Origin of the sequence: Saliphagus sp. LR7 (assembly GCF_003344565.1) — an archaeon.
GTDB classification, from domain to species: Archaea; Halobacteriota; Halobacteria; order Halobacteriales; family Natrialbaceae; genus Saliphagus; species Saliphagus infecundisoli.
The window spans coordinates 172,145-197,232 of the sequence record NZ_QPND01000002.1; the positions used below are offsets into that span (position 1 = coordinate 172,145).

Genomic DNA, 25,088 nt, shown 5'->3' on the forward strand with positions numbered 1-25,088 from the left:
CGGCCAGTGAACGAGCAGTCGTGGGCACAAGCTACATGCCTCCCGAACGGGAGAGGTCGGTATGGCCAGACAATCGTACCAGGAACAGCTCGAGGAACTCCGCGGCGACGTCCTCTACATGAGCGAGGTCGTCATGGAACGGCTCCGGATGGGCCTGGACGCGTTGGACAGGAAGGACGAGGCCCTCGCTCGCGAGGTGATCGAGCGCGACGACGAGGTAAACCGGATGTACCTCGACCTGGAACAGGACTGCATCGACCTGCTGGCCCTCCAGCAGCCCGTCGCGAGCGACCTCCGCTTCATCGCGGCCTCGTTCAAGATCATCACCGACCTCGAGCGGATCGCCGACCTCGCGACGAACCTGGGGGAGTACACCATCGACGCCGAGCGCGACCTCTTTCCCGACGTCGACGTCCAGGAGATGGGGTCGCTCACCCTGGAGATGATCGAGGACGCGATGGCGGCCTACGACACCGAGAACGTCGAGGCCTGCTACGAACTCGCCGAACACGACGACGACGTCGATCGATTCGCCGAGCGTGCCAGCGAGGTCGTCGTCCGGGACCTGATCGAGCGCGAACTCGAGACGCCGAGCGAGGTCGAGGGGTTGCTCCAGGACGTCTCCCGGCTCCTGCTCACCATCCGCGATCTGGAGCGGATCGGCGACCATGCGGTCAACATCGCCGCCCGGACGCTGTACATGGTCGAGAACGACGACGAACTGATCTACTGACGGCTGGTGCTCGGGAGAAGTCGGATAGGTGACCGTACGACCGATCCGCTCGGGGCGACCGGTCGCGGTCGGGAAGTCGGCGGCCACACAGCCACGGATGGCCGCACACGGTGATCGGACATGAGTGATCCACCGGCACTCACAGGGTCGGTCGGATGGCGATACGTCGATTCGCGTCGCCGGCGCGGTGCGCCGACATCACCACTTTCGGGTGTTACAGTAATAAAGCTAGTTACTGCGGAGATTACGTCCGTTTCGGACTGATTGGGGAGCGATCGTTTTCTTTTCGACCCTATTAGTGACTCAGTGTCCCATAATATTTCCGTCCGCGGCGCGGAAGCTGTCCGTCCGTTCAGTTCCGGGCGATCTCCCGTCCTCGCCCCGCGTTTCGGAAGCTGAAAGCATCACGAATTTATGATAGTCCTGTGTACCGTGGAATCGATCCGTTTTCATGACGCGCTTGACGCAGACGCGCCGACGGTTTCTCGCGATCGGAACTGGTACCGTCCTCGCCGGGGCGGTCGGTGGCTCGAGAACGCTCGCCCAGGAGGGCGAGTGGACGGCGGCCGACGCCCCCATCGAGGGGACGATCAACGACGTCGTCCGGTCGAGCCAGGGACCGTACGCGGTCGGGGAGGGCGGGGTCGTCCTCACACGCCGGGCCGACGGCTGGGAGACCGTTCTCGAACGGGGTCCGACCGTCGAATCGAACGCACTGACCGGCGCCGGGGTCACCGACGACGGCGACCACGTCTGGTTCGCCGGGGGAAGCGGCGTCATCGGCCGCTACGACGCCGTCGACGAGGAGCTGACCGACCACTCCGCGCCCGACGGCAAGACGAGCACGTGGGAGGCGATCGCGGTCACGGGCGAGGCGGGTTCGGAGACGGTCCACCTCACAAACGGCTCAGGGGAGTACCTCAACGGCCAGTTGACCGAGGCGGGCGGCGTCGACTGGGGCGAGGTGGTCAAGCCCGGCGGGGGCTCGAGCGCGTTCGGCATCGACTTCGTCGACAGCGAGACGGGCTACATCGCGGACACCACCAGCCAGGTGTACGAGACGACCGACGGCGGCGACTCCTGGGAGACGATCGGTATCGACGGCGCCAGCGAGGAGTTCCGGGACGTCGCGGCGGTGTCGGCCGACGAGATCAACGTCGCCGCCGGCAACGGCGTCATCTACCGCTACGACGGCGCCAACTGGACGCCGGTGACCGTCGGCGAGTCGACGGTCGAGACCGTCACCCGCGAGGGAAGCGAGGGGCTGGCGGCGGGTGCCGGCGGGAGCGTCTACGAGTACGACGGCAGCGAGTGGACCGAGGTCGGAACGCCGACCGAAAGCACGCTCTCGGGGGTCGCCCTCGGCAGCGACGCGTTTCCCGCCGTCGCCGCCGGCGGGAGCGGGGCTATCGTCGAGCGCGGCGAGTACACCGCCGAGGACGACCCCGAGCCGACGACCGGCGACTGGTCGGCGATCGAGACGCCCGTCGACACGACGCTGACCGGCGTCGCCCAGTCGGGCCGGGGGCCGTACGCGGTCGGGGAGGGCGGGGTCGTCCTCACGCGCCGGGCCGACGGCTGGGAGACCGTCGTCGAGCGGTTCCCGGCGACCGAGCCGGCGTCGTTGACCGACGTCGCCGCCAGCGACGACGGCGACCACGTCTGGTTCGTCGGCGCCAGCGGCGTCGTCGGCCAGTACGACGTCACCGACTACCAGCTGACCGACCACTCCGCACCCGAGATCGAGGAAGAGGACGGCAGCACGAGCCGGAAGACGAGCACGTGGGAGGCGGTCGCGGTCACGGGTGCCGCGGACTCGGAGACGATTCACCTGATCAACGGCTCCGGCGAGTACCTCAGGGGAACGGTCACCGAGGCGGGCGGCGTCGACTGGGGTGACGTGATCAAGCCCGGCGGGGGGTCGAGCGCGTTCGGCATCGATTTCGTCGACAGCGAGACAGGCTACATCGCCGACACGACGAGCCAGGTGTACGAGACGACCGATGGCGGCGACTCCTGGGAGACCATCGGCGTCGACGGCGGCTCGGCGGGGTACAACGACGTCGTCGCCCGCTCGCCCGAGGAGATCTACGTCGCCGCAGGCGACGGCACCGTCCTGCGGTACAACGGCGCGGTCTGGACGAAGCTCTGGGCCGGCGGCAACGGGCTGCTCGGGGCCGATGCGACCGACGAGGAGGCCGCGATCTCGGGCGCGGAGGGGACGATCTACGAGCAGACCTCGCGGGGCTTTCGGGCCGCGGACGTCGACGCCGAGAACACCTTGGAGGACGTGAGCCTCGACGCGAGCGGCGACTACCCACACGCCGCCGTCGGGGCGAGCGGGACCGCCGTCGAGAACGGCGAGTACGGCGCCGCCCCGGTCGAGGACGACGAATCGACCTCGGAGTGGGAGGCCGCCAAGGCGCCGGTCGAGGTGGTCTTCCACGGGGTGACTCAGGCCCAGAACGCCTACGCGGTCGGGGAAGGCGGGACCGTCATCGAGCGGTCGGACGGCGAGTGGTCGGTCGTCGTCGAGGACGGTCCGGGCGCCGGGGAGAACACGCTGAACGCCGTCGCGGCGACCGATCTCGGGAGCGGGGTCTGGTTCGCGGGCGGCAGCGGCGCCCTCGGCGAGTACGACGCCGTCGAGGGGGAGCTGACCGACCACTCCCAGCCCGAGATCGAGGAGGAAGACGGCAGCACGAGCCGGAAGACGAGCACGTGGGAGGCGATCGCCGTCACGGGCGAACTCGGGGCCGAGACGGTCCACCTGGTCAACGGTTCGGGCGAGTATCTGCGCGGAACGAAGGGCTCCGACGGGAGCATCGACTGGGGTGACGTCATCAAACCCGGCGGGGGCTCGAGCGCCCTGGGGATCGACTTCGTCGACAGCGAGACGGGATACGTCGTCGACACGACGAGCCAGGTGTACGAGACGACCGACGGCGGCGACTCCTGGGAGACCATCGGTGTCGACGGCGGCTCCGCCGCCTACACCGGCGTCAGCGCCCGCTCGCCCGAGGAGATCTACGTCTCCGCGGGCAACGGCACCGTCCTGCGGTACAACGGCGCGGTCTGGACGGCCCACTGGGCCGGCGGCAGTGAGTTGAACGCCATCGACGCCGACGACGACGACGTCGTCACGGCCGGCGCCGGAGGGACGATCGTCGAGCGGACCACCCGCGAGTGGGCGACCGCGGAGACCCCGACCGAGGCGACCATCTACGGGATCGCGCTCAACGAGGGCGGCGTGAATCCGGGACTCGTCGTCGGCAACCCGGGAACGATCTTCGAGCGCGTGGGGACTGCGGTGGACGATCCCGACGACGGAGGCTCCGAGGACGATGGTGACCAGCAGGACGGCTCCGACGGCGAGGGCTCCAGCGACGACGATCAACAGGACGATGGAGGAACGGGCGACGACGATCAGCAGAGCGATGGGGACCAGCAGGACGGTGATGCTGGTGACCAGCAGGACGGCGATGAGCAGCAGGACGACGGGAATACGGGCGAGGATGACGGCGATCAGCAGGACGACGGAGAGGCGGGCGACGACGATCAGCAGGACGGCGGTCAGCAGGACGATGGAGGGACGGACGAGGAGGCCTCCGAGGGGGACGGCTCCGACGGCTCCGACGAGGGGGATGGCGGCGATCAGCAGGACGACACCGGCGACGACTCCGACAGCTCCGACGGTACGGACGACGGGGACGGGTCGGACGACTCCGCGGACGGCGATCCGGCCGAAGACGGCTCCGAGGGAGCGTCCGAAGACGGGGAGGAGTCCGACGACGACGCACCCGCAGACGGCTCCGGCGACGGCGGTCAGGAGGACGACGACCCCGACGGCGGGGACGGGCAGGACGGGGCTGACGACGGGGGCGATGGAGACGCGAGCGAGGGCGGAGAGACGGGTGGGGACGCTTCCGACGGCGACGGCTCAGAAGGAACCGACGACACCGAGGGAACGTCGGACGGGGACGCGGCTACCGATCCGGAGGCGGATGCCGACCCGGACGGGGACACCGATTCCGGCGGCAGCGACGAGGACGGCGGCTCGGCCGGGACGGCCTCTCTGTCCGCGACCGGCACCGGCGCGGACGGCAGCGGTCAGTACGAGGTCAGAAACGACGGCGAGACGGCGATGACGGCGACGATCACTGTCGACGGCGAGACCGTCCGGGAGGTCGAGGTCGAAGCCGGCGGAACTTCCTCGATCGCGCTGGAGGGGATCGAGGGCTCGACCGTCGCCCTCTGTATCGACGGCGAGGAGGTCGACCGCGTCCGGCCCGCCGACTGCTGACGCCGTCGGCTGCCAACGGCACGACGCGGTTCCCGATGGATACGCTACGACCGGGCGACTCGACGGACACAATTCTTATCGACGTTCCTCGCTGAGGAGAGTCATGAACAGACGAGACGTTCTCGTGACCGGAACGGTCGTCCTCGCGGCAGGGTTCGCCGGCTGTGCAGCCGAGCAGGTAGACGAGGCCGACGAGGCCGATGATGCCGACGGGACGGATGCCGAGGACGCCGAGGACGAGGGGGACGCTCCCGCGGAGGGCTCGGAGGACGGGAACGGTTCCGACGGTGTCGAGGAGGGATCCGAGGGGGACGAAGCGGTCACGATCTCGGGCGAGGAGGAGGGCGACGTCTCCGCAGGCGGCCCGGTCCGGGTCGAGCCGGAGACGGAACTCGACGGCTCGATCGCGGCCGACGGCCCGGTCACGGTCGGAAGCGAGGCCGAGACCGGCGGCGGGATCGAAAGCGGCGGGACCGTCACGATCGAGAACGGGGCCGACGTCGACGGTTCGATCGCTGCCGACGGCGATCTGGTCGTCGGGGAGGAGGCAGAAATCGACGACGAGGTCGAGAGCGGCGGAGCGATCAAGGTCGAGGACGGTGCCGACGTCGACGATGACCTCGCGGCAGGCGGCGAGATAGCGGTCGGGGCCGACGTCGAGATCGGCGGCGACGTCGACGCCGGCGGCGCGGTTACGATTGGCTCGGACTCCGAGGTCGACGGCTCGGTCACCGGTTCGAGCGTCGACGTTGACGACGCGGAGATCGACGGCGAGGTCACCGAGACCGGCTGACCGCCCGCGTTCACGCGAGGGCGGGCAACCGTTCCGGACGATTATCGAGGACGTAAGGCCGGGTTCGCTCCGGCGAGACCCGTCAGACCGGTCGTTTCGGCGGACGACGCGACGGCGTTCGGGCCGGCGGTCGGTTCCGAAGCGAACGGTTCTCGTGGCGGATGGCTGTCGTTGAACGGACGAAATCGTGGATTCAGGCGATCGAGAAATTCGGGGAGACGTGACTGAATCGGCGTCAAGGGTCTCAACGCTGTCCCCCCGTTATAGGCGTCGGCCGGAAGGGGAAACTACCATGACCGGCCCTCCACTCGGCAGACGACGGTTCGGGGCGACAGTCGCCGCCCTCGCTGTCGGCCTCGCCGGCTGTATCGACGACGACGAGGACCCCGACGACGAGCCAGAAGACGACAGCGGGGACCCGGACGTCGCGATCGACCTCAGCGAGATCGGGCTCGGCGGTGGCGAAAACGAGACCGAAACCGACGACGGCGAGGGTGATCGAAACGCAAGCGATGACACCGACGACGGGAACTGATCGCATCCACGGCTCCGAGGACAGCCCGCTGGTCGTTTCGATTCCGCTTCGAGCAGAGGGCGAACGGGGGTCGTTCGGGCTCCGGCGGGATTCGATCTACCGGTCTCCGGTACGTTCCCGTGGCCGCCGTACTACCGTTCGGTCCCGATGATGACGGTGTTTTCCACCAGCGATTCGTGGCCCCGCCGGAGGCGTTCGGAGAGCGCCTGGTGGGAGACGCCGATCTCCTCGGCGAGATCGGTCATCGAGGTGTCCCTGGGGATCTCGTAGTAGCCGGCGTCGTAGGCCGAAACCAGCGTGTCCTGTTGGCCGTCGGTTAGCCCGAACCGGCCCTTGCGGCCGTCGTCGACGTTGTAGATCGTGTAGATGTCCATCGAGAGGCCCCGATCCTCGCAGTAGTCGTGGGTCCGCGAGAGGGCGTCTCGGCTCGGAAACAGGATTCGCAGGCGCCAGTCGTCGCCGTTGCCCTCCGCCGAGAGGATCGCCCCCTCCTCCTCGACCAGGATCTGCACCAGCGTGTCGATCTGTGCGACCCAGTCCATCCGATAGAGGCGCTCTTCTTCCAGATCCGCGAGACACTCTATCTCGGCGACGCTGTCGTCGCCCTCGAGGGCGTCCTCGACGTCGCCGACGCTCGGCCCGTCGATCCAGACGTAGGGCATCACGTGGTCGGTGTCGTGGGCGACGACGCGCTCGATCTCGTACTCGAGGTCGTCGAAGCGATCCGTCGTCTCGCTCAGGGCGAACTCCTCGGCTGCCAGTCCGATCTCGACGACCGTTCCTCCCATACCGACCGGTTGGCTTGCGTGCGTAAGTAGGCTGTCGTTCGTCGCGGGGACGTGGTCCGGTCTACGCCGCGTCGTCCCGGCGTTCGTCGCCGACGGCGACACAGGTACCCGACTCCGCCGAGCGGTAGATCGCGTCGATCACCCGCTGGACCGACAGCCCCTGCTCGACGGTGTTCATCTCGGGGGCCTCGCCCGCCGCCACCCCCTCGAGGAAGAGCCGATCGCTGCCGGCCCAGCCGGCGTGGTCGATCGACCCCTCGGAGACGGTCGCGTCGACGAGGTGGTCGGTGCCCTGCCGGCCGGCCTCGTGGATCGTTAGTTCCTCGCCGCCCAGCTCGAGGGTCGCGCCGGCCTCGGTCCCGCGGGCGAGGAACTCCGTCGAGTCGGGCTGGTTGGCCGCCCAGGTCACCTCGAGGGAAATCGTCCGGTCGTCGCCACACCGGATCATCGCGGTTGCGGAGTCCTCGACGTCGAACACGGCGTCGTCGGTCTCGTCGTACCAGTCGCCGGGATCGACGTAGTCCTCGCGGTGGCCGAACTCGGTGCGGGTGACCGCAAAGACCTCCTCGACTTCCGGATACTCCATCAGGTAGAGCGCGAAGTCGATCGCGTGGACACCGATGTCGACGACGGCGCCACCGCCCGACAGCTCCTTCTCGGTGAACCACGAGCCCACGCCCGGAATCCCCCGCCGGCGGACGTAGTCAGCGTCGACGTGGGTGATCTCGCCGAACCGGCCCTCGGCCTGATACTCGGTGAAGACCTCCGCGGCCGTCGAGAGCCGGTTGTGGAAGTTCACCATACAGAAGCCCTCGGAGTCGGCGGCCGCGGCCGCGATCCGTTCTGCGCCCGCCAGGTCGTCGGCGAGCGGCTTCTCACAGAGGACGTCATAGCCCCGCTCGAGGGCGGCGACGACGGCGGGCTCGTGGAAGGCGTTCGGCGTCGAGACCGCGACCGCGTCGAGCTCCTCGGAATCGTACATCTCCTCGAAGGACTCGTAGGTCGCGGCGCCGTAATCGCCCGCGAACGCCTCCCTGGTCTCGGCGACGACGTCGGCGCCCGCGATCACGTCGTGGCCGAACTCCACCGCGTTGTCGGCGTGGGTCCGGCCCATGAAACCGAGGCCGACGACGCCGAGGCTGACAGTCGTACTCATCGATTCGGGAGAGAAAGTCCCGCCCCAAATAGATGCGTGTCTCGGTCGCGGGCGGGATCGAAGGAGTCACTCCTCGCGCTCGGTCGGGGTCATCGCGACGACGACGTCCCGGACGTAGCGCATACACGAGCCGATTCCCATCACCCCGTCCATCAGCGCCTGCTGGGTCGTCTCCTCGGGGTAGAGGCGGGCCTCGAGCTGGAGCGTCGAGGCGTGGCGAAGCGCCGCGGGGGCGCCTTCCCCGTCGAGAAAGGTGTAGAAGCCCGGCGTCGCCGCCAGCATCGGCCCGATCGACTGCAGCAACTGGCTTCGCCGGTCGTCGTCCCGGAGGAGTTCCGTGGCACCCTCGCCCTCGAACCCGTTTCGCCCGACGATCCGCACCGGTCCCCACTGCTCCTCTTTGATGACGTGAATCGGGAGCCGGGAGAGCTCGAGCTCGAAGTTGAACTCGGTTCCCGACTCGTCGTGGCTCTCGACCGACCGGAGGACGGTGTCGTCGAGCCAGTGGCGGACCTGCTCGTCGCTGACGTGTCTCGTCATGGGCACCGATCAACCGACGGCGGCAAAAAGCTTCAGCGTGCGAGGGACGCGTCGGCACCCATCGAAAGAGGCAGGGTCGGCCGACACCGAGGCGTTCAACTCCACGAGGGAGAGACCGCCGGACGTGTCGAACGTGGATCGAGCGACGTCCGTCGGCGCCCGCGCCGCGAGCGGGTCGGCCGAACCGCCGGAGCCGCGTGGGTGGTCGCGGCCGTGACGCGGCCGAAACCGTCGGGGCGGGCGGGCCTGTTCGGGACGATCTGTCTGCTCTCCTTTCTGGTGAACTACGGCCGGATGGCGTTTGCACCCCTCGTGGACTTCTTCATCGAGTCGGGCGTGAGTCCGGCGACTGCGGGGCTTGCGGCGACGGCCGTCTGGATCGGGAGCGCGCTCACTCGGCTCCCGACGGGCTACCTGCTCACGTTCGTTTCCCGCCACCGCGTCCTGCTGGGGATGGGCGCCTTTCTCGCGAGTGCGGCGGCGTTTACCGCCCTCTCGCCGACGATCGGACTGACCGTCCTCGGCGCCCTGCTGATCGGCCTGGCGACCGGCGTCTTCTTCATCGCGGCCAACCCGCTCGTGAGCGAACTCTACCCCGAGCGGATCGGGCTCGCGGTCGGAATCCGCGGGATGTCCTCTCAGGTCGCCGCCGTCGGCGCGCCGTTCCTGGTGACCGCGACGATCGCACTCGGCTCCTGGCGGCTCGGCTTCGGCGCGCTCGCCGCCCTCGCGGTCGTCGCGACCGCCGTCCTCGCCGTCGCCGTCCGCCGGGCCGACCTCCCCGACGCCGGCCGCGAGGACCGCGACCTGCTGGCGGGAATCGCCGCCCAGTGGCGCCTGGTCGCCGCCGGCATCGTCTTCGTCGGCTTCACGGGGTTCGTCTGGCAGGGCGTGTTCAACTTCTACGTCACCTATCTGGGCGCCGCCAAGGGGATCGGGTCGGGAACGGCTAACACCCTCCTGACCGTGATGTTCGCCGCCGGCATCCCCTCGTTTCTGGTGGCCGGCCGCCTCGCGGACCGGTTCTCGTATCTCCCCGTCCTGCTCGCCGTCCTCGGGGGATTCGTCGCCTGCCTGCTCGCCTTTACCGTCGTCTCCGGGGTCGCCGGGATCGCCGCCGTCTCGATCGTGATGGGCGTCGTCATCCACGGCCTGTTCCCCGTCGGCGACGCCTACCTCCTTGAGACCCTGCCCGACGAGAACCGTGCCAGCGCCTACTCGGGATTCAGCGCGACGATGATGCTCATCCAGGCGCCGGGAAGCGTCGCGGTCGGGCTGTTCGCCCAGGGCGGGATCGCCTACTCGGAGGTCTTTCGGGGGTACGCCGTCGCGGTCGCCGCCATCGCCGTCGGGATGGCCGTTCTCGCTCGTTCCGGGCGGTTGCCGACTGGACGGTGACTCCCGCCGCCGGGGTTGGGACCCGACGGCTCGGCGGTCGACGTAGGTTACGGCGCCGACGGCGACCCGTCGGCCCGTCCGAGGACGGTGAACTCGGTGCCGCCACACTGCGTACATCCTGCGGGGACCCCGATCGGCTCGATTTCCCCGTCGGGGGAGAGCCGAACGGTGTAGATGTTCCCGCAGCCGTCACACCGCCCGGCCGCCCGGTCGTTCTCCGTGATGTGGGTCATGGGCGTGCTCCCTACTGGGACGGACGGGTCCATGAACCCCGGATACCGTTCGTGGATCAATCGGAGTGGATGGCGATCAAGCGGGTTGAATTCGGGACGAACGACAGTCTGTCGAACCGAACTGTCGGTTACGATTCGGTGCCAGCGCGATTCCATCCACGGGTTCCCGATCGACGACCCGGGTTTCGGACGAAGCCCCGGTCGATAGGGGCGTCGGCTATTTCCAACGGAGACAATACTTATTGCCTTCCGGTGAGTGTCGCTAGTATGGAACGAGGCCCGCAAGGACACGTTCACGCGCCGGAGTACCGGACCGGTTGCTATCGGGCACGGGCCGAGGACTGTTGCTGGGTCTGCCTGCTCCGGGCCGCTCTCGTGGGACCGGTGTCCCGTCTCAAACGCCGCGTCCGTCGGCCGGGAAGCGACTCCGAGAAACGGGACGCGGAGAGCGGTTCCTGATCCCGCCGGCCGCCCCTGCGCACCGATCCCCGACGTCTCGCCCCGCCGAGAACCATCGATGGCGGACCAGGCCGAAGACACCGCGCTGCCGGTCGCCCGATGGCCGATCCCCCGTGGGCCGACACGACACCCCGAGGAGGCGGCCGACGGCGTCGGGTATGCTCGTCCTACGGGGCCGGTTTCCGACGGACGGCTCGGTCCCGGATACCGCTCGGCGTCGGTCGCCGCCGGCCTCCATACAGGGACGTGACCGTCACGGCGATCCATTGGTTCGACGTACATATTTATGAGCCGTCCTGTCGTCCCGGGAATCGGGGGATCAGAAGTTGGACGAGGAGCGTCGGGAGATGGCGGTGACGGAGGCTGGAGTGACCATCGAGAAGGCGGTCCGGACCGACGGGAGCGGGCAGTTGGCCGTGGCCCTCCATGTGGTCCCGGACGCCGATCGGCCGGTCGCCGTTCGCTTCGAGGACGGCTTGCCTGCCGAGGGGCGCCTCGCGATCGATGGGTCGGCGACCGAGGACGAATCGGCGCCCATAGAGGGCGGGTCGATCGACGGGATCGTGACGGTCCCCGCGGGGTCGTCGGCGACGCTGGCGTACCGACTCGACTCCGATCGGTCCCCGGACGACTCCGGGCCGCTCCCAGCGCCCCGGATCGCCGCCGTGCTCGGCCGTCCGTCGACCGATCCGGCCCGGCCGTCGCTCCGATGGCTCTCGCCCGACGGTCGACGGGTCCCGCTCGCGGTCCGTTCGGACGGGTCGAACGGGCCCGATGGCACTCCCGAGACGTACCGAATCGAGGGGATGTCGACTCCGGCGGCCGACGGCGGGACGATCGCTCGCTCGGCGGGCGTTCGGCCTGGCCAGCGCGACGCTCCGGCGATCGGGATCATCGCTCGCAGTCGGGACGCCGACGCGATCTACCGGACGATCCTCGAGACGCGCTGTCAGGGCCTGCGGACGTTTCTGGCCCCGATCGGTCCCGGGACGGCCGAACTCGCCGAGATCGCCGACGACCTGGGCGTCACGGTCGTCGATCCGGGCTCCGACGACTGGCTCGACGCCCGGGCGGCGCTCGCCGCGAGGGCCCGCTCGGCCGGCCATCCCGGGATCGTCCTCCAGCCGGAGGGCTGTCCGCCGATCGACTATCCACGAACGCTCGAGGCGTTTTCGGAGGGCGGGTTCGAGATCTACGCGATCGGGCGACGATCCGAACCCGCGAGCGAGGCGCCACGCGTCCTCGTCGGCATTCCCGCGTACAACGCCGAGGGAGCCATCGCGGAGGTCGTCCGCGGGGCGAGCGCGTTCGCCGACGAGGTGCTCGTAGTAGACGACGGGAGCGCCGACGGAACCGCCGATCGGGCCCGCGAGGCCGGCGCGACGGTCGTCGTCCACGAGCGCAATCGGGGCTACGGCGGGGCGCTCAAGACGATCTTCGCCGAGGCCCACGACCGCGAGGCCGCCCACCTGGTGACGATCGACGCCGACGGCCAACACGACCCCGCGGAGATCCCGCGGCTCGTCGCCGCCCAGGAGGAGACGGGGACCGGCGTCGTGATCGCCAGCCGGTACGTCGCCGACGCGCGAACGGAGATCCCGTTCGTGCGCTCGATCGGCCTGGGGGTGGTCAACCTCCTGACGAACCTGAGCCTCGGCCGGGTCCGTCCCTCGGGATGGGTCAGAGACACCCAGAGCGGGTTCCGGGCGTACACGGCCCCCGCGGTCGCGTCGATCCACGGCGGTTGGGACATCGGCGAGGGCATGTGGGCGAGTACAGACATCCTTTATCAGGCGAGCGTCGACGGCTTCGACTTCCACGAGATCGGGACGGCGATCGCCTACGACGTCGAACACGGCAGCAGTGAGAGCGCCCTCACCCACGGGACCGGCCTCGTCCACAACATCGCCGGGATCCTCGAACGGGCCCACCCGATCGCCCTGCTCGCCCTGCCCGGTCTCGCGGCGGTCGTCGTCGGCGCCGTCCTCTCGCAGTGGGCGCTCCGTCTCCCGGCCGACGGCCTCTTGTTCCTGGTGGTCGCCATCGCCACGGTGGCGACGGCGATCGGCGGGGTCATGATCGTCCTCGCGATCCTCTTTCACGTCCTCAACACGCATCCGATGTTCCTCAGAGGGCGCTAGTCACTCCGCGACGGTGACCCGGAGGTGGACCTGCCGGTCGGCCGTCGCCGGCGCGGGGTCGTCGGGAACCGCCCCGAAGTAGACGAGATACGTGAGCCGCAGGTCCTCGCCCGCAATGGGAGGTACGACCTCGTGTTCGGTGACCACGGGTTCCGAGTCGGGTAGCTCGAGGACGAACCGGTCTACCGCCGTCGAGGCGGAGACGGTCCCGTCCTCGAGTTCGTCGAGCGTGACGACGACGGTCGCCTCGCTGGACTCCTCGCGGCCGTCGCCGACGGCGAGGTGGAGGGTCGTCGCCTCGCCGACCGCGAGCTCGGTCGGGTAGCCGGCGGCGACGAGGTCGCCGTCCTGCTCGGCCAACAACGACGCCTCGCCGGCGGTTCGTTCCTCGCCGGGGTCCAGGGCTATCGCGCCCAGAAGCGCGCCGAGACAGACCACGACGGCGATTGTGAGCCCGAGATCGACGCGGCCGTCGCCGACGAGAAATCGTCGAAATCCGGCGACTCTCCCGCCCTCTTTCCCGACCGTCGCCCCGCCACGACGGGCACGACGGCGGGACGCCGCGGCCGCAACCGCGCCGATCGTGACCGCGTTGATCCCGACGAGCAGTGGCCCGAACCGGACGCCTACACCCGACCCCTCGGCGACGAGACCGACGGCGACGACGCAGCCGACGCTGGCCCCGACGCCGAGAACGAGCCGCTCGAGGGCCGACGGCCCGTCGCCCCCAGTGGGGCCGGGAAAGAGGGCGGCGACGGCGACGTAGCCCGGTGCCACGAGCAGGAAGCAGGCGACGAGCGCCGCCCGGATCGTCCCGGGGATGAGATGGGGCGCCAGCGCGACCGCATCGAAGAGCACCAACGCCGCCGCCACAGCGGCGAGATCGGCGTTCGTCGAGGGGGGTCCACGCGGCTCCGTCACACGGTGTGGTGGGCCGGGCGGCTACAAAAGCCCCCTGGTGGGCACGCGGAGCCAGCACAGTCTTAAGGAAGCCGAACGTCGTCGCCGAACGCGAATGACTCACAATCGAGACGGCGGCCGCCACGACCGGTTCCGGCGGCCCGATCGTGGCCGATGAGCGGGTCCTCGACGCGGGCCGACGGTTCGGTCGTCGCCTCTCCGACGGCGGCGACGACGGCGCTTCTCGCCTGTGGCGCCCTCGGGCTGCTCGTCGCGCTCGCGTCGGCCTCGATCCCCCGTCGTGACCTCCTGGTCGCGCTCTCGGGAACCCTCCTGGTCGCGGGGGGGCTGAACCACCTCCTTCCGACCCGCGACGACCTCCCGCCGGCGGTGGCCGAGAGCGTCTTCGAGGCGTCGGCCGAGGCCGTCGAGACCGCCATGGAGGGGTCTCCGGTGTACGTTCCGACCGAGGACGGACGGGTACGGCTCCGCCCGGGCGGTGGCTCCCTCGAGAGGGGAACGGAAGACGGCGTCCGTCCGACCGGGGCGACGATCCATCGGCTGATCGCCGACGACCTGCCCGAGGGGGAGCCGCTCGAGGCGACGCTCGCGCGGATCGGCGACCACCTCGCGGGCCGGTTCGGTCTCCTCGTGGATCCGGCCGTCTCGGTCGAGGGCAGCGAGACGACGGTGACGGTCGCCGGCTGGGCGCTGCCGGCGCTCGACCGGACCGACCACCCGGCGGTGTCCGTTCTCGCGGTCGGTCTCGCCGCGCGAACCGGCCACCCGGTCGTCGCCGACGTCCACGAGGACGGCGAGCGGGGCGCGACGATCGAACTGCGGTGGGTACCGGACGCGGACTCCTCCTCAGAGGAGGCCGGCCCGGACGGCCAGTTCGTAGCCGGCGGCGAGACAGAAGAGGCCGATCCCGGCGACGATCGGGAGCCGGAGGCGTCGCCGCCAGGGCGGGACGACGAAGCGTGAGGCGGTGATCTGGACGAGCGCCAGGAAGCCAAGCAGCGTCGCGACCAGCCAGTGGGCCGGCGAGAGCATCCCGGCCGCCGAGAGCCCGACGACGACGGCGAGCGACCAGCCAGCGACGAGCCGGACGAACCGGCGCTGTTCGGCCGTGACCATACCCGATGTGGGTCGGCGGGAAGGTTAAAACCGCGGGCGCCGGCCGCCAGTACTGTTTTACTCGCCGGGCTGGAACTGGAGGCCAATGTGGAGTCCACGCGGCATCCGGGACCCCGTCGCCGCCTTCGCCCTCGCGGTCGTCCTCGCCGGCGCGGGCGGGACGGCCGCGCTGGCGGCGATCGGGGCGTTCCCGATCCCCCCGGCCGTCCGAACCGGCTTCACCGTCGTCGGCGCGGCGATCGCACTCGGGGTTTACCTGGCGACCCGGCGAGGGGAGAGCGCGGGGGAGACACCGGCCGACGCGTCGGCCATCCGCGACGGCCACCGGCGGCTGAAGGTCGTCCTCGCCCTCGGGGCGCTCGCGCTCACCGCGACCGTCCTGACTGACGACAGACTGCTCCCGCTCGCCGTCTTTCTCCCGGTCGGCTACCTCCTCACCGTCGATCTGATACGCCGCGGCGGGCCGACGGGATCGGCCCTCGGTTCGATCGCGGTCCTGTTCGCGGTACCGGTACTCGCCAAGTACCACACCACCGGCTTCTACTTCGGCGGAACCGACACGTTCGCCCACGTCAACGCCCTCAACCGCCTCGCGGCGACGGGGACGATCGCTTCCCTCCCCTACGGCTACGACTACTTCCCGGGATTTCACCTCCTGGCGGGCGCGGTCTCGATGCTGGGCCATCTCCGGCCGTACGACGCCGTCCTCTCGACGGGGACCGTCGTCTTCGTGGCGCTCGTCCCGACGGTCTACCTGCTGGCGACCCGGCTGTTCGACGACCGCCGGCTCGGGCTCGCCGCCGCCCTCGCGGTCACCGCCGTCGATCTGGTCGCCTATCACGCGCTGTACTTCTTCCCCCAGGCGCTCGCGATCGCGCTCGTCGTCGTCGGCTTCCACGCGGCGGCGTCGCTTCCGGCCACCCGGACGGCGCGTCGCCGCCGCGGGTACAGTGTCTACCTCGTCGGGCTCGTCTGCCTGCTCGCGATAACCCATCACCTCACGTACGTCTTCTTGCTGGGGCCGGTGCTCGTCGCGGGCGCGGTCGTCGCGCTTTCACCCTCCCTCCTCTCGCGAACGGAGGGCGAAAGCGCCGCGTCGCCCCGGGAACTGTTTCGCTTCCGGCGGTCGTTCCCGGTCGTCTTCGGCGTTCTCGTGATCGCGACCTACCTCGTCTTCTCGCCGGCCACCGTCCTGTTCGACATCGCCTCCTCGGCCTCGCTGGTGGTCACCGAAGTCTTCGCCGGCGGGGAGTCGGCGCCGGTCTACCTCTACGGCGTCGATCCGGTCGTCGATAGCGTCGGCCGCTCCCTTCAGTGGCTGGCGCTGCCGACCGGCGTCTACTACACCTTGGTCACCGCCGTCGCGCTCGTCGGGTTCTACGAGGTCCTCTCCTCGCTCGATCGCTACGCCCACCGGGCTGGCGTCCTCGTCGTCGGCATCGCCGCGACGCCGCTTTTCGTCCCGCTTCCCCTGGCGATCCCACAGGTCGAACGGGTCCTCCTCGTTCTGGCCTTCTTCCTCGTCTTTCCGCTCGGGATCGGGATCGTGCGGACGCTCGGGCGCCCGCAGGTCGATCGCCGGTACGCGGCACTCGCGGTGGTCCTCGTCGCCGCCCTCGGGACGTCCGCTGCCTTCACGACCCTCGCCGCCGACGACATCGACGAGGTGTACTTCGACGAACCCGACGCACAGACGACGATGAGCGAACGGGAGTACGCCGCGATCGAGACCACGGCACGGTTCGTAGACGATCACACGACGGGACCGGTCGCCTCCGACTACGTCACCCACCGGGCGGTCGACTCGACTGCGACCTCCGCGGCGGTGACCGACGGCCTGCGGGCCGGTCCCGACGGGCTCTCCACGTCGTCCGAGCGGGCCGTCGTCCGTTCGGCCTGGACGGATCACTCGGTGCTCGTCGGCGCCGGGAACAGTTTTCTAGCCCCGGATCGGTCCTGGTTCGGCGTCTCCCGGGACCGGTTCGACCGGGCGATAGCCGAGCGAACCGTCGTCCACGATGGGGGCGGGACGTACGTCCTCGCCGACCCCGACGGGTTCGACGGCGTCTTCGGGGGTGAGGTGCCGTGACCGGCCCCGGCTCGCCGGTCTGTCTCGCGATCCGGGCCCGGGGACCGACGCTGCCGGCCTGGCAGGTGGCCTGCCTCCGGGAGCTACGGAACGCCGATTCCGCCGACCTACGGGCGATCCTCGTGGACGGCTCCGATCCCGATGGACGTGACGCCGGACCGGCCTGGCGGGCCTACCGCTCGATGCTCGACCGGCGCCTCGAGGCGCTTCGGCCGACCGACGCCACCGCCGAACTCGAGGGCACGGACCGGATCCGGTCGAACGAGCGGGCCGCCGAGCGGCTCTCGTCGGCCGGCGTGGACGTCCTGCTCGACTTCCACTCGGGGCCGCTCTCCGAGGCGGTTCGATCGGCCTTCTCCGAGGGGGTCTGGCGGTTCTCCCCCGGCGACGCGCTCCCCGGCCTCCGCGAGATCCGGGCCGGCGAGGTGACCGTCCGGACCGCGCTCTCGCGGCTCGACGGGGCGATCCTCCGCGAGGGCGTCTTCCCGACGGTCGCCCACTCGGCGGCCCGGACCGTCGACCGGGTGCTGTTCGGGATGGCCGGCTGGCCCGCACGGGCCGCGACGGACCTCGCATACGGCGTCACACCGGCACCGTCGGTCGGCGCCGCCGACGCTCCCGACCGACCGGCGTTCGAGCCCGGCGTCCGCGAGATCGGAGCGCTGCTGGGCCGGCAGGCCCGGGCGATCGGCGCGGTCGTAAGCGGCGGCAGCGCGGGCTGGACGATCGGACTCACGGATCGACCGATCCACGAGGTCGCCCGCAATCCCGAGGACGTCTCCTTCGAGTGGATCCCGCGATCGGACCCCCGGCGGTTCGTCGCGGACCCGTTTCCCGCCCGGATCGACGGCGAGAGCTACCTCTTCTTCGAGGAGTACGACTACGAGACCGGTCTGGGAACCCTCTCGTATCTCCCGCTCGACGGTCCCCTTCGGCTTGAGGCGGCCCGTCCGGCCTTCGAACGGCCGTTTCACCTCTCCTATCCCTACTGCTTCGAGTACCAGGGGGAACCGTACGTGATCCCCGAGACGGCGATGGGAGGGGAGGTCGCCCTCTACCGGCTCGCGGCCCCCGACGACTGGGAGCGAGTCGGGACGATCCTCGACCTGCCGATCCTCGACGCCTCGGTCGTCGAGTACGGCGACCGGTGGTGGCTGTTCTGTACGCGACTCGACGACCTCCCCGAGACGAACCTCCACGTCTACTGCGCCCCGTCGCCGACCGGCGAGTGGACCCCCCACGCGAACAACCCGGTGAAGACGGACGTCCGATCGGCCCGGCCCGCGGGCACCCCCTGGATCCGCGAGGGTGCCCTCTACCGGCCCGCCCAGGACTGCGCCGGCGGCTACGGCCGGGCGATCGCTATCAACCGCGTCGAGACGCTGTCGCCGACGGCGTTCGAGGAGCGACGGGTCGGGCGGATCGCGCCCGACCCCGACGGCGCCTACCCGGACGGCAGACACACGCTCTCGACCGACGGCGAGGTGACCGCCATCGACGCCAACGGGAGCCTCCTCGACGCCTACCACGTCTCGACGCAGGTCCGAACCGTCGCGCGAACCCTGTCGTCGGCGGTGACCCGGCGACGGACGTGATCGCCGCACCGCCGGCCGACTCGACCGCGGCTCACGGGGAGAGCGCCCGGACGAGCAGGCTCCGACAGAGATACGCGAGCGTGTACGGATGCGGGGAGATGCGAAGCGCCCGCGAGAAGTACTCGACGGCCCGGTCGTACTCCCCCGCGTCGTGGGCCAGGGTGCCGGCCCGAGTAAAGGTCTGGACGTAGTAGGTGGTGAGATAGGGCTGGGCCTCGGGGACCCGCTGGCCCACGAGATACGCAAACCGGGTGTCGTGGGCGACGAACTCCTCGGGGGCGATCCCGCTCGCCATCACGCTGTCGGGGTGGCGCCGCCGGGCGAAGAGATCGGGACGGAGACGGACCCCCGCCTCGGAGGCCGCCTCCATGACGAAAAGGAGGTCCTCGCCGCGGGCGAGCCCCGACTCGAAACGGGCATCGACCCGCTCGGTATCGACGAGGATCGAGGAGGTAAGCGAGTCCATCCCGCCGACGAACGTCCGGTAGACGAACTCCTCGACCGGCATCGGCTCGCCCTCGACGCAGATCCCCGCCTCCCCTTCGGAAAGCGCCTCGAGCTGGCGTTCGAGCTTGTCCGGCTTCCAGAGGTCGTCGGCGTCGAGGAAGGCGACGTATCTCGTCTCTGCCCGGTCGAGTCCCGCGTTCCTCGCGTCGGCGGGACCCGTCTCGACGTCCTCGACGACGATCGGTTCGGTGGGGACGGACTGGCGTTCGACGGACCGCTCGGCCTCCGCCAGCATCGCCCTGGGGGTGTAGCGCTCGCTGTAGGGGATCACGACCGAGACCGTCGGGTGACTGCTCACGGCTCGAGGGGTTCGACGACCGCGGGGTTCACTGTTTCGGCCGCCCGGCGAGGTGGTGGCGGAGCCCGACGGCCGTCCACGCCGGCAGCCGGAGCCAGTTGCGGGGCTCGCGGAGCGTGCGGAGACCGAGATAGGGAAGGGCGCCGACGGGCCGGCCCTCCCGGAGGAAGACCCCCGCGATCGAGACCTCGTGGATCGCCCGGATCGGGGTTCCCTCCGCCTCGAGTTCGTCGATCAGATCGGCGTGCCGGTGGAGGAATCGCCGTTTCGCATCGACGAGCACCTCCGCGGGCGGGTCGCCGCCGGATTCGGGGACGACGACGAGGGGGTCATCGACGTGGGCGATCCTCCCCTCTGCGAGCAACCGGAGCACGAGGTCCCAGTCCTCGTGATCGACCAGTTCCTCGTCGAACCCGTCCGTGTCGGCGAGGACGGCCCGCTCGACGAGCAAGGTCGATCCCGGTCCCATGAGGACGTTCATCGTCAGGATTTCGCGGGCGAGGGCGCGCCCGCCCTCCCGGACCGCGGGGTCGGCGAACGCACGCGAGAGCCAGCCCGCGAGGGCGGCCGGCCGGGAGGGCGGCGGCGTCAGGAACTCGCAGTAGGCGCCTATCCACTCCGGGGAGCGCTCCTCGAGGACCGAGAGCTGACGCTCGAGTTTGGCGGGGAGCCACCGGTCGTCCGAATCGAGGAAGGCGACGTACTCGCCCTCGGCGTGGGCGATTCCCGTGTTTCGGGCCGCGCTTCGGCCCCGATTTCGGTCGTGGGCGACGTATTGAACGCGGGGGTCGTCAAAGGCCGAGACCACGGCCTCGGTGTCGTCGGTCGAGCCGTCGTCTACGACGATCACCTCGATCTCCTCGACGGTCTGGGCGAGCGCACTGTCTACCGCCCCGCCGACGACGGCGGCACGCTGGTAGGTCGGGACGACGACGCTGACTTTCGGGGGGTCAGCCATCGTCTGCTCCCATCGCCTCGCGGTGGATCTCCTCGGTCCGTTCGGCGTGGCGCTGCCAGGTCCAGCCCTGCTCGATCAGGCGGTCGTGGCCCGCCTCGCCCATCGCCCGGAGCTCTTCGGGTCGATCGAGCAGGTCATCGAGCGTACTCGCGAGCGCACCGGCGTCCCGCGGAGGGACCAGCCGACCCGTCTCGCCGTCGTCGACCATCTCGGGGATGCCGCCGACGGTCGTGGCAACCACGGGCGTCTTCGCGGCCATCGCCTCGTAGATCACCGTGGGGCGGGCCTCGGCCCAGCTGGGATGGACCAACGCGTCGGCGGCGATCTGCCAGCGCCGGAGCGCGACGGGGTCGAGCCGCCAGAACGAGTGGGCCGGGTGGGAGAGCTCGCCCATCCGGTCGAGCAGCCACCACCGGCGGTCGCCCTCGTGGCCGACGGTCACGAGGTAGACGTCCTCGCGGTCGAGCCCCTGGAGTGCCTTGACGAGGTCGCCGACGCCCTTGTCGTCGACGTAGGCGCCGACGAACAGGAGGAGCTTGGTGTCGGGACCGACGCCGAGTTCGTACCGGATCTCCTCGCGGCGGTCGGTCGGGAACTTCCGGGGGTCCTCGCCGATGGGGACCGTCGCCACCTTCGAGGCGGGCGCGAACCGCCGGGCGATCGCCGAGAGCTCGTCGCTTACGGTGATCACCCGGGAGGCGTAGTCGATCGTCTCGCGGATGCGTCGTCGGGTCTTCCGGTTGAACGAGTCGTAGTTTTTCAGTTCGCTCGCGTGGCTCGTCACGACCAGCGGGAGGTCGTGGCGCCGGCAGTAGGGCAACATCCCGTAGCCGTCCATGTAGATGTCACAGGCGTGGACGAGGTCGTGGGGCGTCTCGAAGCTCCGTTCGACGTAGCGGCCCACTCGTTTTTGCATCGAGTCCCCCGAGACGTGATAGAAGCGGCTCTTCGGAAGCGCATAGAAGTATCGGGGGTAGTGGACGGTGTAGGTGCCCCAGCGCTCGGTCTGGGGAACGTCGCCGTACTCGGAGTGGGGGCCGACCGGCGGCGCGTACGGCGTCGGCGAGACGACGTCCAGGTTCGCGTCGGTCCGGTTGATCGCGTCGAGCGACCGGTGGTTGAACGGGGATCGAACCTGGAAGACGTGGCTCTGGTGGTGGCTCGCACACGCGAGCACGCGGTAGGGGTCTTCGTCGGCGGACGATTCCGTTCGGCTCCGTTCCGCTGTGGTATTTGCAGTCATGCGTGGCTCTCGATCAGGTCACAAAGGGTTTCGTCCAGCCCTCGGGCGACCGTCGCCCGGTCGTAGTTCTTGACGGCGTGTTTTCTCCCTTTCCGGCCCATCTCCGCGCGCAGGTCGGGGTCCGAATGGAGGCGGTCGAACGCCGCCGCCAGCGCCTCGGGGTCGTTCTCGGCGACGACGCCGGCGCCCGACTCGGCGAGCAACTCGGCGAGCGCGCCGATGTCGGTGCCGACGACGGGGAGACCCGAAGCCATGTACTCGTAGGTCTTCGAGGGAACCGCGTACCGGAGCCCATCGGAATCGCGAAGCGTCGCGATCCCGATATCGCTGCCGGCGAGGACGCCAGGCACCTCACTCCGGTCGATCGGGGCCTCGATGCTGACCCGGTCTCCGAGTCCGAGGTCGGCGACGAGGGCCTCGAGTCTCCCGCGAAGGTCGCCGTCCCCGATCAGGCGGAGGGTCGCCGGCTCCTCGACGTGGGCCATCGCGCGGACGCAGGACTCGAGGTCCTGGGCGTGGCCGAAGTTCCCCGTGTAGACGATGGTCGCCCCATCGTGGCCCTCGCCGCCGTCGGTCGTGGCGTCGGGCCGGAACCGCTCGGTATCGACGGCGTTGGGGACGACGACGAGGCGCCCGCCGATCGCCGGGCCGTGGGCGCGCTCGATCAGCCGGCTCATCTCGTCGGTGGTGGTGAGCACGCGGTCGGCGCGCATGAGGACCGCGTGTTCGAACCGGCGGGCGAGGCGCGTCGAGAGGCTCTCCTCGCGGACGAACCCCAGGCTCGCGGTCGCGTCGATCCAGAGGTCGCCGACGTCGGCGACGAACGGCTTTCCCGTCACCTCGCTCGCGACGATCCCGGGGATCGCCGTAAACGGCGGCGGCGCCGTACAGACGACGGCGTCGAAGCGCTTTCGATAGAAGAGGAGCCAGAGCGTCGCGTGGACGGCGAAGGTGAGGTAGTACGCGAGGCGCTGGCTCACTGGGGGATCGAGACGGGTCGGCTGGACGCTCCAGAGACGGTGGACGGAGACGCCCTCGTCCTCGCGGCGCTCGTGGCGGGTCCAGGACCAGGGGTAGGTCCCCGGCGGGTACGACCGGGGGGGCGCGACGACCGAGACGTCCCAGCCCTCGCGGGCGAGCTGGCGGGCCGTGTCGCCGACGCGGGAGGCGTTGCCCCCGAGTTCGGGCGGGTACTGCTGGCTCACCACGGCGATCCGGCCGCGCTCACCCGGCATGGTCCTCCGGGGTATCGCGGCCGATGTGATCCTCCAGGGCGTCGAGGATTCGCTCCGCCGCCCGACCGTCGCCGTAGGGGGCCTCCCAGCCGCCGGCGCCGACCATCTCCCGCGCGGCGGCGACGATCCGGTCGGGGTCGCTCCCCGCCAGCCGGTTCGATCCGATCTCGATCGTCTCCTGGCGCTCGGTGTTCTCCCTGACGGTGACGCAGGGCGTCCCGAGGACGGCCGTCTCCTCCTGGACGCCCCCCGAGTCGGTGACCACCAGCGCGGCCTCGCTCTCCAGGGCGAGGAAGCTGAGGAAGTCCTCGGGAGGGATCACCCGGATCGGGTCGGGGACCTCGATCCCGAACGTCCGGAGGCGCATCCCGCTTCGGGGATGGGCCGGATAGACGCAGTCCAGATCGTGCTCGCGGGCCGCCCGCGCGATGCCCTCGAGGATGGCTCGAAAGCGGTCGGGGTCGTCGACGTTCGCCCCGCGATGGGCGGTGAGCAACACGTACCCGCCCGGCTCGAGACCCAGCCGATCGAGAGCGTCGCTTCGCTCGGCGGCGATCTCTCGACCCTCGAGGACGGCATCGACGATGGTGTTGCCCGTGACCCACACCCCCGCCTCTATGCCCTCGGCCGCGAGCTGGTCGCGGGCGCGATCGGTCGGCGCGAACAGCAGGTCGGATGCGTGGTCGGTCAGCACCCGGTTGTGTTCTTCGGGCATACTCCGGTCGCCGCTTCGAAGCCCCGCCTCGACGTGGGCGAGCGAACTCTCCAGCTTGCAGGTCGTCACGCTGCCCGCGAGCGTCGAGTTCGTGTCGCCGTGGACGACGACGACGGCAGGGTCGGCCGCCGACAGCACGGGCTCGATCGCGGCGATCATCGAGCCGGTCTGGTGGCCCGGAGAGCCCGATCCGATCTCCAGGTTGTACGTCGGCTCGGGCAGGTCGAGTTGCTCGAAGAACACCTCGTCGAGTTCCCGCGAGTAGTGCTGGCCGGTGTGGATCACCTCGAAGCCGATCCCCCGGCGCTCGGCGCCCCTGATCAGGGGCGCACACTTGATGAACTCGGGCCGGGTGCCGAACACGAACGCGAGCGCCGGGTCCTCACTTGCCACGCCGATCCCCCCACCGTATCGAGTCGGTACGGAACACGTCTCTCGGCGTGACCTCGACGCGAACGCGCTTATCCTTTCGGGCTCGGTGACGGTCCGTTCGACGAGACACTAAGTACCGCTCGCGCCATACGGGAGTATGGACGAGCGCCCCCCCGTGACCGACGCCGCTTGGAGCGCGCTGGCGGCGATCGACCGCCGGGTCGGCGTCTCGCGGCTCGTTCCGACGACCGGAAACGCCGTGTTGATGTACCACTCCGTCGGGTCGGGGACCGGAAACGCCCGCGGGCGGACGCTCCCGACCGCCGAGTTTTGCGAGGGGATCCGCCGGCTCGCCGCCGAGTACGAGTTCGTCGATCTGCCGGCCGTTCTCGAGGAGAGCGACGAGCGCCGGCTCGCGGTGACGTTCGACGACGGCTTCCGGAGCGTCGCGACCGAGGCCGCGCCCGTCCTCTCCGAGTTCTCGGTTCCGGCGACCTGCTTTCTGATCGCCGACCGGATCGGCGGCGAGACCGAGCGGGGCGTCCCCTACATGACCGAGAGCGAAATAGAGGACCTCGTCGGGACCGGGCTGGTGACGATCGGCAACCACACGCGGAGTCATCCCTGGCTGGGCGAGATCGAGGACGAGGAGCGCCTCCGCGAGGAGATTCTCGGAGCGAAGGAGGCCCTCGAGAGCTGCTTCGATTGCGAGATCGATCGGTTCTGTTACCCCTACGGCGACGCCTCTCCGAAGGCGGCCGAACTCGTCGCTGCCGGCCATTCGTACGCGACGGTCGGGGACGGCCTGGTCGGGCCGAGGACCGACCCCCTCTCGATCCCCCGGATCGACGGCTCGCATCCCCGGAGCCGCCTCGAGTGGGAGCTGACCGGCGTCGCCGACCGCCTTCGGGAGGGATGGCGCCGGCTCCGGTAGCGCCGGCAAACCGTTCCTCCGACCCT

At 70.1% G+C, this 25,088-nt stretch carries 23 protein-coding genes; 12 read left to right on the plus strand and 11 right to left on the minus strand.

Annotated features, from left to right (window positions below):
- Window positions 1–61: 61 nt before the first annotated feature.
- The 4 genes from phoU to DVH23_RS03515 all read left to right on the plus strand — a co-directional run bounded on the left by phoU (window position 62) and on the right by DVH23_RS03515 (window position 6,364).
- Window positions 62–733, plus strand: a complete 672-nt coding sequence (phoU, locus tag DVH23_RS03505; protein ID WP_114576055.1) for a phosphate signaling complex protein PhoU — start codon at window positions 62–64, stop codon at window positions 731–733.
- Window positions 734–1,184: 451 nt separating this feature from the next.
- Window positions 1,185–5,036 (plus strand): hypothetical protein, encoded by a 3,852-nt coding sequence (locus DVH23_RS23445; protein ID WP_157972310.1) that lies wholly within the window; start codon window positions 1,185–1,187, stop codon window positions 5,034–5,036.
- A 103-nt stretch (window positions 5,037–5,139) separates the two neighbouring features.
- Complete coding sequence (locus DVH23_RS23450; RefSeq protein WP_157972311.1) at window positions 5,140–5,829, plus strand: hypothetical protein; 690 nt, start codon at window positions 5,140–5,142, stop codon at window positions 5,827–5,829.
- A gap of 292 nt (window positions 5,830–6,121) precedes the next feature.
- A complete protein-coding gene (locus tag DVH23_RS03515) occupies window positions 6,122–6,364 on the plus strand; it encodes a hypothetical protein (RefSeq protein WP_114576056.1) in 243 nt (80 codons plus the stop codon).
- A gap of 131 nt (window positions 6,365–6,495) precedes the next feature.
- On the opposite strand, the gene DVH23_RS03520 is transcribed toward DVH23_RS03515, so the two are convergent.
- The 3 genes from DVH23_RS03520 to DVH23_RS03530 form a co-directional block, all read right to left on the minus strand.
- On the minus strand, window positions 6,496–7,152 hold the full coding sequence (locus tag DVH23_RS03520) for a bacterio-opsin activator domain-containing protein (protein WP_114576057.1): 657 nt from the start codon (window positions 7,150–7,152) through the stop codon (window positions 6,496–6,498).
- 61 nt (window positions 7,153–7,213) lie between these two features.
- Window positions 7,214–8,308, minus strand: a complete 1,095-nt coding sequence (locus DVH23_RS03525; RefSeq protein WP_114576058.1) for a Gfo/Idh/MocA family protein — start codon at window positions 8,306–8,308, stop codon at window positions 7,214–7,216.
- A 66-nt stretch (window positions 8,309–8,374) separates the two neighbouring features.
- Complete coding sequence (locus tag DVH23_RS03530) at window positions 8,375–8,848, minus strand: hypothetical protein (RefSeq protein ID WP_114576059.1); 474 nt, start codon at window positions 8,846–8,848, stop codon at window positions 8,375–8,377.
- 213 nt (window positions 8,849–9,061) lie between these two features.
- On the opposite strand from DVH23_RS03530, the gene DVH23_RS03535 reads away from it, so the two are divergent.
- The gene (locus DVH23_RS03535; protein ID WP_224828451.1) at window positions 9,062–10,246 is read left to right on the plus strand and encodes an MFS transporter; all 1,185 of its coding nucleotides are present in this window, start codon (window positions 9,062–9,064) and stop codon (window positions 10,244–10,246) included.
- A 47-nt stretch (window positions 10,247–10,293) separates the two neighbouring features.
- Here DVH23_RS03535 and DVH23_RS03540 read toward each other — a convergent pair whose 3' ends face one another.
- Complete coding sequence (locus tag DVH23_RS03540; RefSeq protein WP_114576061.1) at window positions 10,294–10,479, minus strand: hypothetical protein; 186 nt, start codon at window positions 10,477–10,479, stop codon at window positions 10,294–10,296.
- Window positions 10,480–10,746: 267 nt separating this feature from the next.
- Between DVH23_RS03540 and DVH23_RS23455 the strand changes: the two genes are divergently transcribed.
- The 3 genes from DVH23_RS23455 to DVH23_RS03550 all read left to right on the plus strand — a co-directional run bounded on the left by DVH23_RS23455 (window position 10,747) and on the right by DVH23_RS03550 (window position 13,079).
- Complete coding sequence (locus tag DVH23_RS23455) at window positions 10,747–10,938, plus strand: hypothetical protein (protein WP_157972312.1); 192 nt, start codon at window positions 10,747–10,749, stop codon at window positions 10,936–10,938.
- Window positions 10,939–10,996: 58 nt separating this feature from the next.
- Window positions 10,997–11,188 carry a hypothetical protein gene (locus DVH23_RS03545; protein ID WP_114576062.1) on the plus strand — a complete coding sequence of 64 codons (192 nt, stop codon included), beginning with the start codon at window positions 10,997–10,999 and terminating at the stop codon, window positions 11,186–11,188.
- Between the two features lie 76 nt (window positions 11,189–11,264).
- Complete coding sequence (locus tag DVH23_RS03550; RefSeq protein WP_157972313.1) at window positions 11,265–13,079, plus strand: glycosyltransferase family 2 protein; 1,815 nt, start codon at window positions 11,265–11,267, stop codon at window positions 13,077–13,079.
- Here DVH23_RS03550 and DVH23_RS03555 read toward each other — a convergent pair whose 3' ends face one another.
- Complete coding sequence (locus DVH23_RS03555) at window positions 13,080–14,000, minus strand: DUF1616 domain-containing protein (protein ID WP_114576064.1); 921 nt, start codon at window positions 13,998–14,000, stop codon at window positions 13,080–13,082.
- A gap of 153 nt (window positions 14,001–14,153) precedes the next feature.
- Here DVH23_RS03555 and DVH23_RS03560 point away from each other — a divergent pair, with 153 nt between their 5' ends.
- Window positions 14,154–14,963, plus strand: a complete 810-nt coding sequence (locus DVH23_RS03560; protein ID WP_114576065.1) for a hypothetical protein — start codon at window positions 14,154–14,156, stop codon at window positions 14,961–14,963.
- On the opposite strand, the gene DVH23_RS23460 is transcribed toward DVH23_RS03560, so the two are convergent.
- Window positions 14,847–15,116: a hypothetical protein gene (locus DVH23_RS23460; RefSeq protein WP_157972314.1), complete on the minus strand. Its 270-nt coding sequence runs from the start codon at window positions 15,114–15,116 to the stop codon at window positions 14,847–14,849. The genes DVH23_RS03560 and DVH23_RS23460 overlap by 117 nt on opposite strands.
- Before the next feature lie 85 nt (window positions 15,117–15,201).
- Here DVH23_RS23460 and DVH23_RS03565 point away from each other — a divergent pair, with 85 nt between their 5' ends.
- Window positions 15,202–17,205 (plus strand): hypothetical protein, encoded by a 2,004-nt coding sequence (locus DVH23_RS03565; protein WP_114576066.1) that lies wholly within the window; start codon window positions 15,202–15,204, stop codon window positions 17,203–17,205.
- Complete coding sequence (locus tag DVH23_RS03570) at window positions 17,202–18,800, plus strand: hypothetical protein (RefSeq protein WP_114576067.1); 1,599 nt, start codon at window positions 17,202–17,204, stop codon at window positions 18,798–18,800. The genes DVH23_RS03565 and DVH23_RS03570 overlap by 4 nt, the downstream gene beginning before the upstream one ends.
- Window positions 18,801–18,831: 31 nt before the next feature.
- On the opposite strand, the gene DVH23_RS03575 is transcribed toward DVH23_RS03570, so the two are convergent.
- Genes DVH23_RS03575 through wecB form a run of 5 tightly spaced genes read right to left on the minus strand, consistent with a single transcriptional unit; the run spans window position 18,832 to window position 24,149 of the window.
- Entirely contained in the window at window positions 18,832–19,605 is a 774-nt protein-coding gene (locus DVH23_RS03575) for a glycosyltransferase family 2 protein (protein ID WP_114576068.1), read from the minus strand.
- Between the two features lie 28 nt (window positions 19,606–19,633).
- Window positions 19,634–20,563 carry a glycosyltransferase gene (locus tag DVH23_RS03580; RefSeq protein WP_114576069.1) on the minus strand — a complete coding sequence of 310 codons (930 nt, stop codon included), beginning with the start codon at window positions 20,561–20,563 and terminating at the stop codon, window positions 19,634–19,636.
- Entirely contained in the window at window positions 20,556–21,806 is a 1,251-nt protein-coding gene (locus tag DVH23_RS03585) for a glycosyltransferase family 4 protein (RefSeq protein WP_114576070.1), read from the minus strand. The genes DVH23_RS03580 and DVH23_RS03585 overlap by 8 nt, the downstream gene beginning before the upstream one ends.
- Window positions 21,803–23,041 (minus strand): glycosyltransferase family 4 protein, encoded by a 1,239-nt coding sequence (locus DVH23_RS03590; RefSeq protein WP_114576071.1) that lies wholly within the window; start codon window positions 23,039–23,041, stop codon window positions 21,803–21,805. The genes DVH23_RS03585 and DVH23_RS03590 overlap by 4 nt, the downstream gene beginning before the upstream one ends.
- Window positions 23,031–24,149 (minus strand): non-hydrolyzing UDP-N-acetylglucosamine 2-epimerase, encoded by a 1,119-nt coding sequence (gene wecB, locus DVH23_RS03595; protein ID WP_114576072.1) that lies wholly within the window; start codon window positions 24,147–24,149, stop codon window positions 23,031–23,033. Before wecB ends, DVH23_RS03590 begins: the two co-directional genes overlap by 11 nt.
- A gap of 136 nt (window positions 24,150–24,285) precedes the next feature.
- Between wecB and DVH23_RS03600 the strand changes: the two genes are divergently transcribed.
- Window positions 24,286–25,062, plus strand: a complete 777-nt coding sequence (locus DVH23_RS03600; protein ID WP_114576073.1) for a polysaccharide deacetylase family protein — start codon at window positions 24,286–24,288, stop codon at window positions 25,060–25,062.
- The last annotated feature ends 26 nt before the right edge of the window (window positions 25,063–25,088 follow it).